Raw genomic sequence first — 12,640 nt, forward strand, 5'->3', positions numbered from 1 at the left:
GCCGGGCGGTCAGCCCGGAGAACGTGAGGAGATGCGGGTCAGTGCGCTCCGACGCTCACCGTCGGCTCGCCCGAGGTCGTGTCGCCCATCTCGTCGGCGAGGCGGTTGGCCTCGGCGATGAGGGTCGCGACGATCTCGGACTCCGGAACCGTCTTGATGACCTCGCCCTTGACGAAGATCTGGCCCTTGCCATTGCCGCTCGCGACACCCAGGTCGGCCTCGCGGGCCTCACCGGGACCGTTGACGACGCAGCCCATGACCGCGACGCGCAGCGGAACGCTCATGCCCTGCAGCCCCTCCGTGACGCTGTCGGCAAGCGAGTACACGTCCACCTGGGCGCGACCGCACGACGGGCACGAGACGATCTCGAGCTTGCGCTCGCGCAGGTTGAGCGACTGCAGGATCTGCAGGCCCACCTTGACCTCTTCGGCGGGAGGGGCGGAGAGCGAGACGCGGATGGTGTCGCCGATCCCCTCGCCGAGAAGGATGCCGAACGCCGTCGCCGACTTGATGGTGCCCTGGAACGCCGGTCCGGCCTCGGTCACGCCGAGGTGGAGGGGCCAGTCGCCCCGCTCGGCGAGCATCCGGTACGCCTTCACCATGACGACCGGGTCGTTGTGCTTGACCGAGATCTTGAAGTCGTGGAAGTCGTGCTCCTCAAACAGGCTCGCCTCCCAGACGGCCGACTCGACGAGCGCCTCCGGGGTGGCCTTGCCGTACTTCTCGAGCAGACGCCGGTCGAGCGACCCGGCGTTCACGCCGATGCGCAGCGAGACGTCCGCGGCCTTCGCCCGGCGGGCGATCTCGGCCACCTGGTCGTCGAACTTGCGGATGTTGCCCGGGTTCACCCGGACCGCCGCGCAGCCGGCGTCGATCGCCGCGTAGACGTAGTTCGGCTGGAAGTGGATGTCCGCGATGACCGGGATCTGGCTCTTCTTCGCGATGATCGGAAGCGCCTCGGCATCGTCGCGGCTCGGAACCGCGACGCGGACGATGTCGCAGCCGGAGGCCGTCAGCTCGGCGATCTGCTGCAGGGTGGCGTTGATGTTGGTGGTCGGCGTCGTGGTCATCGACTGGACACTGACGGGCGCGTCACCGCCGACCAGGACTTTGCCCACACGGATCTGGCGGGACTTGCGACGGGGTGCGAGGGTCTCGGGGACTTTGGGCATCCCCAGATTGATTGCTGCCACGGGCTCAATCCTACGCGGCTCTGTGGGAGGCGGCTGGGTGCGGGCCGAAGGCCGCCCGCATGTGCATCAACCGAACAGGTTCACCGGCTTGACGATGTCCGCGTACATGAGGAGCACGCTCATCCCACCGAGCACGATGACCACGGCGAAGGTGAGCGGCATGAGCTTGGCCATGTCCACCGGGCCCGGGTCGCGGCGTCGGAAGATCTTCGCGAAGGTGCGCCGCAGGCCCTCCCACAGGGCGCCCGCGATGTGACCGCCGTCGAGCGGCAGCAGCGGGACGAGGTTGAACACGAACAGCGCGATGTTCAGTGAGGCGAGCATCCCGATCATCGTGTAGATCTTGTCGACCGCCGGGACACCGTCCAGCGCCGTGAGCTCCCCCGCCGCCCGGCCGATGCCGACGACGCTGATGGGACCGTTGGGATCGCGCTCGGCGGACCCGAAGGCCGCGTTCCACACGTCGACCATGCGCTGCGGCAGGTGCGCGAACACGTTGACGACCGCGCCGGTCTGCGCGCCGACGGCCGGGAGGACGGCAGGCGGCGGCTGCGGGACGAGCTTGGTCACCGGACCGATACCGACGAAGCCGACGGTGAGCGTCTCGATGCCGCCCGCGGCGTTCTTCACGACGGCGCCGTTCGCGTCGGTCTTCGCGACCTTGTTGACGACCGGGGTGAGCTGCACCGTGCGCTGCTCGCCGTCGCGCGAGAGGACCATCGTGAGGCTGCGACCCGCCGACGCGCGGATGATGGCGGTCGACTGGTCCCAGGTGCGGATCTTCGTGCCGTCGATGCTGACGATGGTGTCGCCGGGCTTCAGGCCGGCGGCGGCGGCCGGGCCCTGGGTCGCGTCGGCGGGGCAGGTCTTGGTCGTGCTGCCGGCCGGCAGGACGCACTGGCTCACGGTCGCCACGGTGGTCGAGCTCTGGGGGGCGCCGAAGCCCATCAGGAGCACGCCGAAGAGCACGACGCCGATCACGAGGTTCATGAACGGGCCGCCGAACATGATGACGATCCGCTTCCACACCGGAAGCCGGTAGAAGGTGCGCTCCTCCTCGCCGACGGCTACCGTCTCCGTGCTCGCGGTGCGCGCATCCTGGACCATCTGCTGCATGAAGCCGGTGGTCGCATTGCGGCCGCGGCCGCCCTCCTTGCCCGGAGGGAACATCCCGATCATCGAGATGTAGCCGCCAAGCGGGATGGCCTTCACGCCGTACTCCGTCTCGCCGCGGCGGAACGAGAACAGGGTCTTGCCGAAGCCGATCATGTACTGCGTCACCTTGACGCCGAACAGCTTGGCCGGAACCAGGTGTCCCACCTCGTGCAGCGCGATCGACACCGCGACGCCGATCAGGATGATGACGACGCCGAGGACGAAGAGGAGCACGGATTCCACGGCTTCAGGCTAGCGGTGGGCGGCTTGGAGGAGGCCGCGAAGCGGCTCCATGAGCCCTATGCGCCTGCCGAACGTCTCAGCGCGCGATCAGCGCATCCGCTTTGGCGCGCGCCCAGCGTTCCGCCTCCGCCAGCGACTCCCGGGTCAGTTCGCCGGAGGGGACGTGCGCGTCGACGACCCGCTCGACGGTCCCGACGATGTCGAGGTAACCGATCGCGCCCGCATGGAAGGCGGCGACGGCCTGTTCGTTGGCCGCATTGAAGACGGCGGGGAAGGTCCCGCTCGCGAGGCCGACCCGCTTGGCGAGCGAGACGGCGGGGAACGCCGCGTCGTCCAGCGGCTCGAATGTCCACGTGTGCGCGGCCGTCCAGTCGAGCGGGGCTCCGACGCCGGCGACGCGGTCCGGCCAGCCGAGCCCGAGCGAGATCGGGAGCCGCATGTCCGGCGGGGAGGCCTGCGCGATGGTCGAGCCGTCCACGAACTCCACCATCGAGTGGATGACCGACTGCGGGTGCACCGTGACGTCGATCCGGTCGTACGGCACGTCGAACAGCAGGTGCGCCTCGATCACCTCCAGGCCCTTGTTGACCAGCGTGGAGGAGTTGGTCGTCACCACGAGGCCCATGTCCCAGGTGGGATGCGCGAGCGCCTGCTGCGGCGTCACATCCCGCAGCGACTCCCGGCTGCGGCCGCGGAACGGGCCGCCCGACGCCGTCAGGACGAGCCGCCGCACCTCGTCCGGAGCCCCGGAGCGGAGCGCTTGCGCGATGGCAGAGTGCTCGGAGTCGACCGGGACGATCTGGCCGGGAGCGGCCGCCCGCTTCACCAGGCCGCCGCCGACGATCAGCGACTCCTTGTTGGCGAGCGCCAGCATCGCACCGACCTCGAGGGCGGCGAGCGTCGGCCCGAGACCGACGGAACCGGTGATGCCGTTGAGCACGACATCCGCCTCGACGGAGCGGACCAGGAGCTCGGAGTCGTCGGCTCCCAGCGCCGTGTCGACCACGCCGAACCGCTCGGCCTGGGCCGCGAGCTCGTCCGCATTGCGGCCGGCGCTCAGGCCGACGACGCGGAAGCGGTCCGGATTCGCCGCGATGACGTCGAGCGCCTGCGTGCCGATGGAGCCGGTGGACCCGAGGATGATGACTCTGCGCACGAGGCCATCGTACGCACGCACCTCGGCGTGGTCCGCCCCGCGGCCGACCTCGTCGGAGGTGGGGAAGGGAGGAGTTCACGCCGGACACGCCGATGGATGTGCGGAAACGGAGGACTCGGACGTCGGATCGGGGGCTGATCGCCTCCGTTCCCGGGGACGGACGGGAGAAGCAGGCTCAGCTCAGGCGGCCGAGCGCCTCCTCGAGCACGGTGGCGGCGTCGTCGATGAGCTCCTCGCTGATGACGACGGACGGCAGGAGGCGCAGCACGCTGTCCCAGCTGCCCGCGTCGAGCGGGATGACGCCGTTGCGGGTCGCGTGCCCGAGCACGGCCTTCAACGCCTCGGGGTTCGGCTTCTTGGTACCGGGGACCACGAGCTCGATGCCGAACATGGCGCCCTTGCCGCGCACCTCGCCGACGACGGGGAAGCGCTCGGCCCAGTCGCCGATCCGAGCCCAGAGCGCCTTCTCCACGCGGCGCGCCTCGGCCAGCAGGTCCTCGTCCTCGAACGCCTGGAAGACCGCGAGGGCGGCCGCGGTCGAGACGGGGTTGCCGCCGAAGGTGCCGCCGATGCCGCCCGGCTGGACCGCATCCATGATCTCGGCGCGGCCGGTCACCGCCGCCAGCGGGAAGCCGCCCGCGATGCCCTTCGCGCTCGTGACGAGGTCGGGGACGACGCCGTGGTGCTCGATCGAGTACCACGTGCCGGTGCGGCCGATGCCCGCCTGGATCTCGTCCGCGACGAAGACGATCCCGTTCTCCGTGCAGAACTCGGACAGCCGCTGGAAGTAGCCGGGGGCAGGGATGATGATGCCGCCGTCGCCCTGGATCGGCTCGACGAACAGCGCGGCCAGCTCGATGGCGCCGATGTGCGTGCGGATGTAGTCGATGGTCCGCTCGGCGGCCTCCTCGCCGGTCATCCCCTCGGGGTCGCGGAACGGGTAGCTGATCGGGAGGCTGTAGATCTCGCCGGGGAACGGGCCCATGCCCGCGCGCTCGGGCCAGGGGCGGTACGTCATCGCCATGGTGAGGTTGGTGCGGCCGTGGAAGGCGTGGTCGAGCGTCGCGATGGCGCGGCGGCCGGTGTACTTGCGAGCGATCTTGACGGCGTTCTCGACCGCCTCCGCACCCGAGTTCACGAGGATGCTGTGCTTCTCGAAGTCGCCGGGGGTGATCTCGGCGAGCTTCTCGGCCACCGCGACGTAGTTCTCGTACGGCGTGACGGTGAAGAGGGTGTGCGTGAGCTTGGCCGCCTGCTCGGCCGCGGCGGCGGCGACGGCGGGATGCGCGTGGCCGATGGTCGTCACACCGATCCCGCAGCCGAGGTCGATGAGACGGTTGCCGTCCACATCCACCAGGATCGCGCCGGACCCGGACTCCATGTAGATATTGGCGAGCGTGCCGGCGCCGCGGCTGACCGAGGCGACACGGCGTTCCTGCAGTTCGACCGAGCGCGGACCGGGCAGCTCGGTGACGAGGTGGCGGGACTGGGGCACGGAGAATTCGCGGGTCATGGAATCCATCGTATGCGGCGCTTCCAGCGTTCCCCTGACTCCCTGTCAGCTTGAGCAGAGGCGGATAGGGCAGGATGGACGACCGTGCGTACCTCTCTCAAGGCTCTGACCGCCACCGCTGCTGCGGCCCTCCTCGTGACCGGGCTCGCGGCGTGCAGCTCCGGCCAGCCGAGCTCGACCTCCACTCCTGCGGCGAACGCCTGCCAGAACGTGAAGTCGGGCGACACCTCGAAGTCCGTGAAGGTGACTGGCGACTACCGCGCGGCACCGAAGGTCAGCTTCGACGCCCCGCTGAAGGCGAAGGATGTGGAGCGCACCGTCGTCATCACTGGTCACGGCGCGGAGGCGAAGGGCGGGTCGAGCGTCGACATCGCGCTGGCCGCCTACAACGGCACCACCGGCAAGGAGCTGACGGCCGCTCAGGGCTTCGACGGCTCCGCTCCGGCCACCGTCCAGGTCAACGACAAGGCATTCGTGCCGGGCCTGGTCCGTGCCGTCGAGTGCCTCTCGGTCGGTTCGCGCGTCGTGCTGACGGCCCCGGCGAAGGACGCCTTCGGCAACCAGGACCTCTCGCAGCTCAGCCTCACCGCGAAGGACAGCGTCGTGTTCGTCGCCGACGTGGTCGACATGCCGCCGACGCGCGCGAACGGCAAGGCCGTCACCCCGCCCGCGGGCTTCCCCACCGTCAAGCTGAACGCGAAGACGGGCGAGCCGTCGATCACCGTCCCGAAGACGGACCCGCCCACCGAGACCAAGGTCGGCGTGCTCAAGCAGGGCGACGGCGAGACCGTCCAGGCGGGCGACACCGTCACCGTCCAGTACAAGGGCGTGCTCTGGAAGAACGGCAAGATGTTCGACTCCAGCTGGAGCCGCGGCGCCCCCGCCTCGTTCCAGACCACAGGTGTCGTGAAGGGCTTCCAGAAGGCCCTCGAAGGCCAGAAGGTCGGGTCGCAGGTCATCGCGATCGTCCCGCCTGCGGATGGGTACGGCACGGCCGGCTCGGGCGAGATCACGGCGACCGACACCATGGTCTTCGTCGTCGACATCCTGAAGACCTCGCGCTAGGACGGGCATGCGGCTCCCCCGCCTGCGTCTGATCGCCGCGGCGACCGCCGCTGCGGCGGCGCTCGCGCTGGTCCCTGCGGCCGCCGTCGCCGAGCCGCCGACCCCGTTCTATCCGGGGTACATCATCAGCGACGACAGCTTCTTCAACCCGGACGCCATGACGGCCGCGCAGATCCAGGACTTCCTGGACGATCGCACCTGCCGCCCGAAGGACGACTCGCCCTGCCTTGCGGACTTCCGGATGGACTCGCCCGCGCAGCCCGTGTCGAAAGAGCGCTGCGCGGCGATGCCGTCCCGGAAGCACGAGCGCGCGAGCAGCATCATCGCCCGCGTGGCGAAGGCCTGCACGATCAGCCCGCGCGTCCTGCTGGTGCTGCTGCAGAAGGAGCAGTCGCTGCTGACCGCGCCCAGCGCATCCGGTTACCAGCGGGCCACCGGCTACGCGTGCCCCGACACGGCCGCCTGCGACGCACGGTACTTCGGCTTCTTCAACCAGGTCTACCGGGCCGCGTGGCAGTTCCGCGAGTACACGGTGCACCCCGGCGACTGGCGGTACAAGGTCGGCGCGAACCGCATCCAGTACCACCCGGATGCGACCTGCGGCGCGAGCACGGTGACGATCCTCAACCAGGCGACGGCGAACCTGTACAACTACACGCCGTACCAGCCGAACGACGACACCCTGAGAGCACCCAAGGGTCCGGGCGGATCGTGCTCCGCGTACGGCAATCTCAACTTCTCTCGGCTCTACACCGCCTGGTTCGGGACGCCGCTCGCGGTCCGGTACACCGGGTTCGTCGACGGGTGCATGGTCTACCAGTCGGGCTTCGGGTGCCCGGAGCCGACGCCGCTGAAGCCCTGAGGTCCACGGCGCGGCATCCCGCCGTGTCCATGCCGATACCGGCATGCGTTTCCGCCTACCCTCGTATGGTGAGCATCGACGAGCCCGACGATGGTGCCGCCGAGGCGAAGAGGCCCGGCGCACTGTACTTCCTCGGCCGCGTCCTCATGGCGCCGCTGCTGAAGCTGGTCTACCGCCCCCATGTGATCGGCAGGCGTAACGTGCCGAAGCACGGCAAGGTGATCCTCGCCAGCAATCACCTGTCGTTCATCGACTCCATCGTCATCCCGATGACCGCGCCGCGGCGCGTCCAGTTCCTGGCGAAGTCCAGCTACTTCGAGGGCACCGGGCTCAAGGGAGCAGTCTCCCGGGGGTTCTTCACCGCCATCGGCGCGGTGGGTGTGAAGCGTGGGGCCGGTGCCGCAGCCCAGGAGGCGCTGGACCAGTCGCGCAAGATCGTCGACTCCGGCGCGGCCTTCGCCCTGTACCCGGAGGGGACGCGGTCGCTCGACGGCCGTCTCTACAAGGGACGGACCGGGATCGGCTGGCTCGCGCTGACGACCGGCGCCGTCGTCGTCCCGGTCGGACTGGTCGGCACCGACCAGATGCAGCCGGTCGGCGCGCGCTTCCCGAAGCCGCACCGCATCACGGTGACCTTCGGCGAGCCGCTCGACCTGTCGCACTTCGGACCGCCCGAGTCGGGGCGCGCCCGGCGTCAGGCGACGGATGCGATCATGGCGGCCATCCACGACCTCACCGGTCAGGAGCTCGCAGGCGTCTACAACGAGACCCCGCCGGCGAACGCCGTGGAGCGCGTGAAGCGGGCCTTCCGCCCCGAGCGGCTCTGAGTTCAGGCGGCGCGGAGCTCAGGCTTCACGCGGCTTGGCGCGGAAGGTGCGGGCCTTCTGGCGGTTCCCGCAGACCTCCATGCTGCACCACTGGCGTGAGCCGTTGCGGGAGGCGTCGTAGAACGCCCAGCGGCAATCTTCTCCCCCGCACAGTTTCACGCGGCCGAGCTTGCCCTGAAGGCTGAGGACTACAGCGCTCGCGACGGCGGCGTCGGCGGCCGTGCGGGCGCCGAGCCCGACGCTTCCGGGGCCGGCCGTGACCGGTAGCTCTACGGGAGGGAGCGGCCGCACCTCGCCGTCGACGATCGCGCGCAGGGCGTCGCGCGCCTGGACGGTCGTGGCTCGGTCACCCGGCTCGACACCGTGCTCACCCGCCCAGCGGCGGTGGCCTTCGTCGTCGGCGAGCTGGTCGACGTCGTCCTCGACGTCGAGCGTGTTCAGGAAGTCGACCAGCAGGTCGGCTCCGAGCTCGGGCTCATTCGTACGCATGTAACCATTGTAACCCGATAGCAAGTTACGGTAGCGTCTAACCAGTCAAAGCAGATAGGTGGTTATCATGCATCCGCTCTTCTTCTGGTCCATCTCGGTCAGCGACGCGCTCGAGCGCGAACGGGAGGCGGCCGTCCTGCGGGCGCAGCGCGACTCCGGCGTCGAGCAGCCCCCGCCGCTGACGCGGGATGAGCGGTGGCGCGCCGCCATCCAGCGCTGGGCTGCTGCCGAGCCGCAGCAGACCGCTGCGCCCGCGCCCACCGCATCCACGGCCCCTCGCCTCGGCTGCGCCTGACCTCGCTTGCGCCTGGCGCCGCGGCTCCCCCGCCGAACGACGGTCAGGCGAGGGTGAGCAGCTCCGGTGCGTGGTGGACCGGGAAGTTCACGCTCGAGGCGATGAAGCACTTCTCGGAGGCCGGCTTGTGGAGGGATGCGGCGAGCTCGCGCTGACCGGGATCGGCGATCGTCACGCGCGGGTGGAGCGTCACCTCGGTGAAGTGTCCGCCCCCGTCGCGGGTCTGGACCATCGTCCCGGTGGCCGCATCCGTGTAGCCGACGACCACGACGCCGGCGTGCGCGGCCTCGGCCAGGTAGCTGAGCATGTGGCACTCCGCGAGGGCCGCGAGCAGCAGCTCCTCCGGGTTCCAGCGGTCGCGGTCGCCGAAGAACGGCCGGTCGGCCGAGCCCTCGATGGGCTGCTTGTCGGGAGCGCTGATCACGAGGTCGCGCCCGTAGTCCTTGTAGCCGCTGGTGCCCGTCCCACGGTTGCCGGTCCACTGCAGGTCGATCGCGTACGCGTGCTCGAGCTTCATGCTCCGATTCTCGCACCGCCGCTAGACTCAAATGACCATGACTGACACCGTGAGCACCCCCGCGCCCGTCTACTCCGTTCCACAAGAACGCCGTATCGTCACGGCCATCCCCGGCCCCAAGTCGCAGGAGCTGCACGAGCGGCGCCTGGCCGTCGTGCCGACCGGCGTCTCGTCGGCGCTGCCCGTCTACATCGCGCGCGCCAACGGCGCGATCCTCGTGGACGTGGACGGCAACCAGTTCGTCGACTTCGGCGCCGGCATCGGCGTGACCACGGTCGGCCACACCGAGGCCGCGGTCGTCGAGGCCGCTGCGGGCCAGCTGCAGGACGTCATCCACACGCTGTTCACGATCACGCCGTACGAGGAGTACGTCCGGGTCGCCGAGCTGCTCGGCCAGCACACGCCGGGCGACCACGCCAAGAAGACTGTGCTCGTCAACTCGGGTGCAGAGGCGGTCGAGAACGGCGTCAAGATCGCCCGCAAGTACACGGGTCGCCGCGCCGTCGCCGTGCTCGACCACGCGTACCACGGCCGCACGAACCTCACGATGGCCATGAACTACAAGGCCATGCCGTACGCGACCGGCTTCGGCCCGTTCGCCGGCGACGTCTACCACGCGCCCAACTCGTACCCGTACCGCGACGGGCTGACCGGCGCCGAGGCGGCCGCGCGCACCATCGCGTACCTCGAGAAGGTCGTCGGCGCGTCCGACCTGGCGTGCCTCGTCGCCGAGCCGATCCAGGGCGAGGGCGGCTTCATCGTCCCGGCCGAGGGCTACCTCGCCGCGCTGCAGGAGTGGTGCACGGCCAACGGGGTCGTGTTCATCGCCGACGAGATCCAGAGCGGGATGGCGCGCACCGGCGCCCTCTACGCGAGCGAGCACTTCGGGGTCGTCCCCGACCTGGTGCTCAGCGCCAAGGGCATCGCGGGCGGTCTCCCCCTCGCCGCGGTCACCGGCCGCGCCGAGATCATGGACTCCGCTCAGCCCGGCGGCCTCGGCGGAACGTTCGGCGGCAACCCGGTCGCCGCGGCGGCCGCGATCGCCGTGTTCGAGACCATCGAGCGCAACGACCTGCTCGCGCAGGCGCGCCGCATCGAGAACGCCCTGAAGCCTGCGCTCGAGAAGCTGCAGGAGAAGTACGACATCATCGGCGACGTGCGGGGCATCGGCGCGATGATCGCCGTCGAGCTCGTGAAGCCGGGTACCGCGCAGAACACGAAGGAGCCCAACCCGGAGGCGGTCAACGCGATCGTCGCCGCGGCCGCCCAGCAGGGCATCCTCTTCCTGAACGCCGGCACCTGGGGCAACGTGCTCCGCTTCCTGCCGAGCCTCGCCGTGTCCGACGAGCTCATCGCGGACGCCGTGTCGGTGATCGACGACGCCATCGCCGCACTGTGACCCCGCAGAACGACGTGACCGCTGAGGTCTTCTCGGTCGACGACTCCGTCGAGCTCGCCGTCGTCGAGCGCAGCGGCTTCATCGAGTCGCGGCACGCCGGCTCGGCCATCGTCCTCGGTGCCGACGGCACCGTCGTGCGCAGCCTCGGCGCGCCGGACAAGCCGATTTTCCCGCGATCCAGCATGAAGCCGTTCCAGGCGGTCGCCGTGATGGGTGCGGGTGTGCCGCTCGCGGGGGCGAGCGCCGTGCTCGCCACCGCCAGCCACGCCGGCACGCCGGCGCACCTCTCGGTGGTGCGCAAGCTGCTGGCGCAGGCGCAGGTGACCGAGGACGCGCTGCACTGCCCGCCCGACTGGCCGCTCGACACGGCCGCACGCGACGACCTCGTCCGCGCGGGCGAGCACAAGCATCCCGTGTACATGAACTGCTCGGGCAAGCACGCCGCCATGCTGCTGGCGTGCCGCGTGAACGGCTGGCCGATCGACAGCTACCTCGACCCGACGCATCCGGTGCAGCAGCACATCCGCGACACGGTCGAGCGGCTCACGGGCGAGAAGGTCGTCGCGACCGGAGTCGACGGATGCGGCGCGCCCGTCCACGCCATGTCCCTGCTGGCCCTCGCCCGCGGCATCCAGCGGATCACGACCGCCTCGGACGGCTCGCCGTTCGCGCTGTTCCGCAACGCGGCGCTGCTGAAGAACGCGGTGCTCGCCGACGGCTGGGCGATCGACGGCCCCGGCCGCGCGAACACGGTCGTCATCGACGAGCTGGGCGTCTTCGCCAAGGGCGGCGCCGAAGGCGCCATGGTCATGTCGGCGCCGGACGGCACCACCGTCACCCTCAAGGTGCTCGACGGCAGCCTCCGCGCGGCCTCGATCGTCGCCCTGCGCCTGCTGGCCGACGCCGGTGCGCTCGCGCACGACGACGTCGACCGCGTCGCTCCGCTGCTCGACCTGGCCGTCCTCGGCCGCGGCGCGCCCGTGGGAGCCATCCGCGCCTCCTACTGACCGGCCCGCGAGCACAGGAAAAACGCTCCGGATCCACCCGGATCCGGAGCGTTTTTCCTGTGATCGGCGGCCCTACTGCCGGGCGAGACGCTTCGCGCGGGCGGCGGCGGTCAGCTGCGAGATCAGTACCACGAGGATCGTCAGGATGAAGACGGCCGAGGCGATCACATTGGCCTGCGCCGGGATGCCGCGGGAGGCCGCGATGTAGATGTACATCGGGAACGTCGTCACGGCTCCTGCGTTGAAGTTCGTGATGATGAAGTCGTCGAAGCTCAGTGAGAACGACAGCAGCGCCGCCGACAGGATGCCCGGCAGCAGGAGCGGGAACGTGATGCGCCAGAAGACGGCATTCGGCGAGCCGTACAGGTCGCGCCCCGCCTCCTCGAGGGCCGGGTCGAGCGACGCGACGCGCGCCTTCACCGTCACCACGACGAAGCTGATGCAGAACATGACATGGGCGATGATGATCGTCCCGAAGCCCTTGTTCACGCCGAGGCTCAGGAACTGTGCCGCGAGTCCCGCGCCGAGCACGACCTCCGGGCTCGCCATCGGCAGGAACAGCAGGAGGCTGGTCTGCGACCGGAAGCGGAACCGGTAGCGCATCAGCGCGATGGCGATCATCGTGCCGAGCACCGTCGCGATCACGGTGGAGATGAGTCCGATGATGATGCTCGCCATGAACGCGTCGCAGATGCCCGCCGCGTCGCACACGTTCGTCCAGTTGCGGAGGGTGAATCCGCGCCACGCGATGTTGTTCTTGATCGCGTCGTTGAACGAGAACACGAACGTGTAGACGATCGGGATGAGCAGGAACGCCAGCGCGAGGAACGCGTAGACGCCGAGCCCGAGGCCCTTGAAGCGCGGTCGTCCGGAACGCACCGAGCGCGGCGACGGGTTCGCCGGACTCGTCGGGACCGTC

General features: G+C 69.9%; 13 protein-coding genes. 6 read left to right on the plus strand and 7 right to left on the minus strand.

Annotation, left to right across the window (positions count from 1 at the left end; translation table 11 throughout):
* Positions 1–38: 38 nt before the first annotated feature.
* The 4 genes from ispG to QRN40_RS16335 all read right to left on the minus strand — a co-directional run bounded on the left by ispG (position 39) and on the right by QRN40_RS16335 (position 5,269).
* A complete protein-coding gene (gene ispG / locus QRN40_RS16320; protein WP_285117514.1) occupies positions 39–1,172 on the minus strand; it encodes a flavodoxin-dependent (E)-4-hydroxy-3-methylbut-2-enyl-diphosphate synthase in 1,134 nt (377 codons plus the stop codon).
* Positions 1,173–1,259: 87 nt separating this feature from the next.
* On the minus strand, positions 1,260–2,591 hold the full coding sequence (locus QRN40_RS16325) for a M50 family metallopeptidase (RefSeq protein WP_502878924.1): 1,332 nt from the start codon (positions 2,589–2,591) through the stop codon (positions 1,260–1,262).
* 76 nt (positions 2,592–2,667) lie between these two features.
* Positions 2,668–3,747, minus strand: coding sequence for a 1-deoxy-D-xylulose-5-phosphate reductoisomerase (locus QRN40_RS16330; protein WP_285116916.1), 1,080 nt, complete (start codon positions 3,745–3,747; stop codon positions 2,668–2,670).
* A 175-nt stretch (positions 3,748–3,922) separates the two neighbouring features.
* Positions 3,923–5,269 (minus strand): aminotransferase class III-fold pyridoxal phosphate-dependent enzyme, encoded by a 1,347-nt coding sequence (locus QRN40_RS16335; protein ID WP_285116917.1) that lies wholly within the window; start codon positions 5,267–5,269, stop codon positions 3,923–3,925.
* Between the two features lie 75 nt (positions 5,270–5,344).
* On the opposite strand from QRN40_RS16335, the gene QRN40_RS16340 reads away from it, so the two are divergent.
* The 3 genes from QRN40_RS16340 to QRN40_RS16350 all read left to right on the plus strand — a co-directional run bounded on the left by QRN40_RS16340 (position 5,345) and on the right by QRN40_RS16350 (position 8,014).
* Entirely contained in the window at positions 5,345–6,325 is a 981-nt protein-coding gene (locus tag QRN40_RS16340) for an FKBP-type peptidyl-prolyl cis-trans isomerase (protein ID WP_285116918.1), read from the plus strand.
* Positions 6,326–6,332: 7 nt separating this feature from the next.
* The gene (locus tag QRN40_RS16345) at positions 6,333–7,187 is read left to right on the plus strand and encodes a LasA N-terminal domain-containing protein (protein WP_285116919.1); all 855 of its coding nucleotides are present in this window, start codon (positions 6,333–6,335) and stop codon (positions 7,185–7,187) included.
* Positions 7,188–7,252: 65 nt separating this feature from the next.
* A complete protein-coding gene (locus QRN40_RS16350) occupies positions 7,253–8,014 on the plus strand; it encodes a lysophospholipid acyltransferase family protein (protein WP_285116920.1) in 762 nt (253 codons plus the stop codon).
* Between the two features lie 18 nt (positions 8,015–8,032).
* On the opposite strand, the gene QRN40_RS16355 is transcribed toward QRN40_RS16350, so the two are convergent.
* The gene (locus QRN40_RS16355) at positions 8,033–8,503 is read right to left on the minus strand and encodes a CGNR zinc finger domain-containing protein (RefSeq protein WP_285116921.1); all 471 of its coding nucleotides are present in this window, start codon (positions 8,501–8,503) and stop codon (positions 8,033–8,035) included.
* Positions 8,504–8,570: 67 nt separating this feature from the next.
* On the opposite strand from QRN40_RS16355, the gene QRN40_RS16360 reads away from it, so the two are divergent.
* Entirely contained in the window at positions 8,571–8,798 is a 228-nt protein-coding gene (locus tag QRN40_RS16360) for a hypothetical protein (RefSeq protein WP_285116923.1), read from the plus strand.
* A gap of 43 nt (positions 8,799–8,841) precedes the next feature.
* Here QRN40_RS16360 and QRN40_RS16365 read toward each other — a convergent pair whose 3' ends face one another.
* Positions 8,842–9,315 carry an OsmC family protein gene (locus tag QRN40_RS16365; protein ID WP_285116925.1) on the minus strand — a complete coding sequence of 158 codons (474 nt, stop codon included), beginning with the start codon at positions 9,313–9,315 and terminating at the stop codon, positions 8,842–8,844.
* A gap of 37 nt (positions 9,316–9,352) precedes the next feature.
* On the opposite strand from QRN40_RS16365, the gene gabT reads away from it, so the two are divergent.
* Together gabT and QRN40_RS16375 are read left to right on the plus strand one after the other, a co-directional pair.
* The gene (gene gabT, locus QRN40_RS16370) at positions 9,353–10,714 is read left to right on the plus strand and encodes a 4-aminobutyrate--2-oxoglutarate transaminase (RefSeq protein ID WP_285116927.1); all 1,362 of its coding nucleotides are present in this window, start codon (positions 9,353–9,355) and stop codon (positions 10,712–10,714) included.
* Complete coding sequence (locus QRN40_RS16375; protein ID WP_285116928.1) at positions 10,711–11,721, plus strand: asparaginase; 1,011 nt, start codon at positions 10,711–10,713, stop codon at positions 11,719–11,721. Before gabT ends, QRN40_RS16375 begins: the two co-directional genes overlap by 4 nt.
* 72 nt (positions 11,722–11,793) lie before the next feature.
* Here QRN40_RS16375 and QRN40_RS16380 read toward each other — a convergent pair whose 3' ends face one another.
* Positions 11,794–12,600: an ABC transporter permease gene (locus tag QRN40_RS16380; protein ID WP_285117516.1), complete on the minus strand. Its 807-nt coding sequence runs from the start codon at positions 12,598–12,600 to the stop codon at positions 11,794–11,796.
* Positions 12,601–12,640 lie beyond the last annotated feature (40 nt).

Origin of the sequence: Leifsonia sp. fls2-241-R2A-40a (assembly GCF_030209575.1) — a bacterium.
GTDB lineage: Bacteria > Actinomycetota > Actinomycetes > Actinomycetales > Microbacteriaceae > Leifsonia.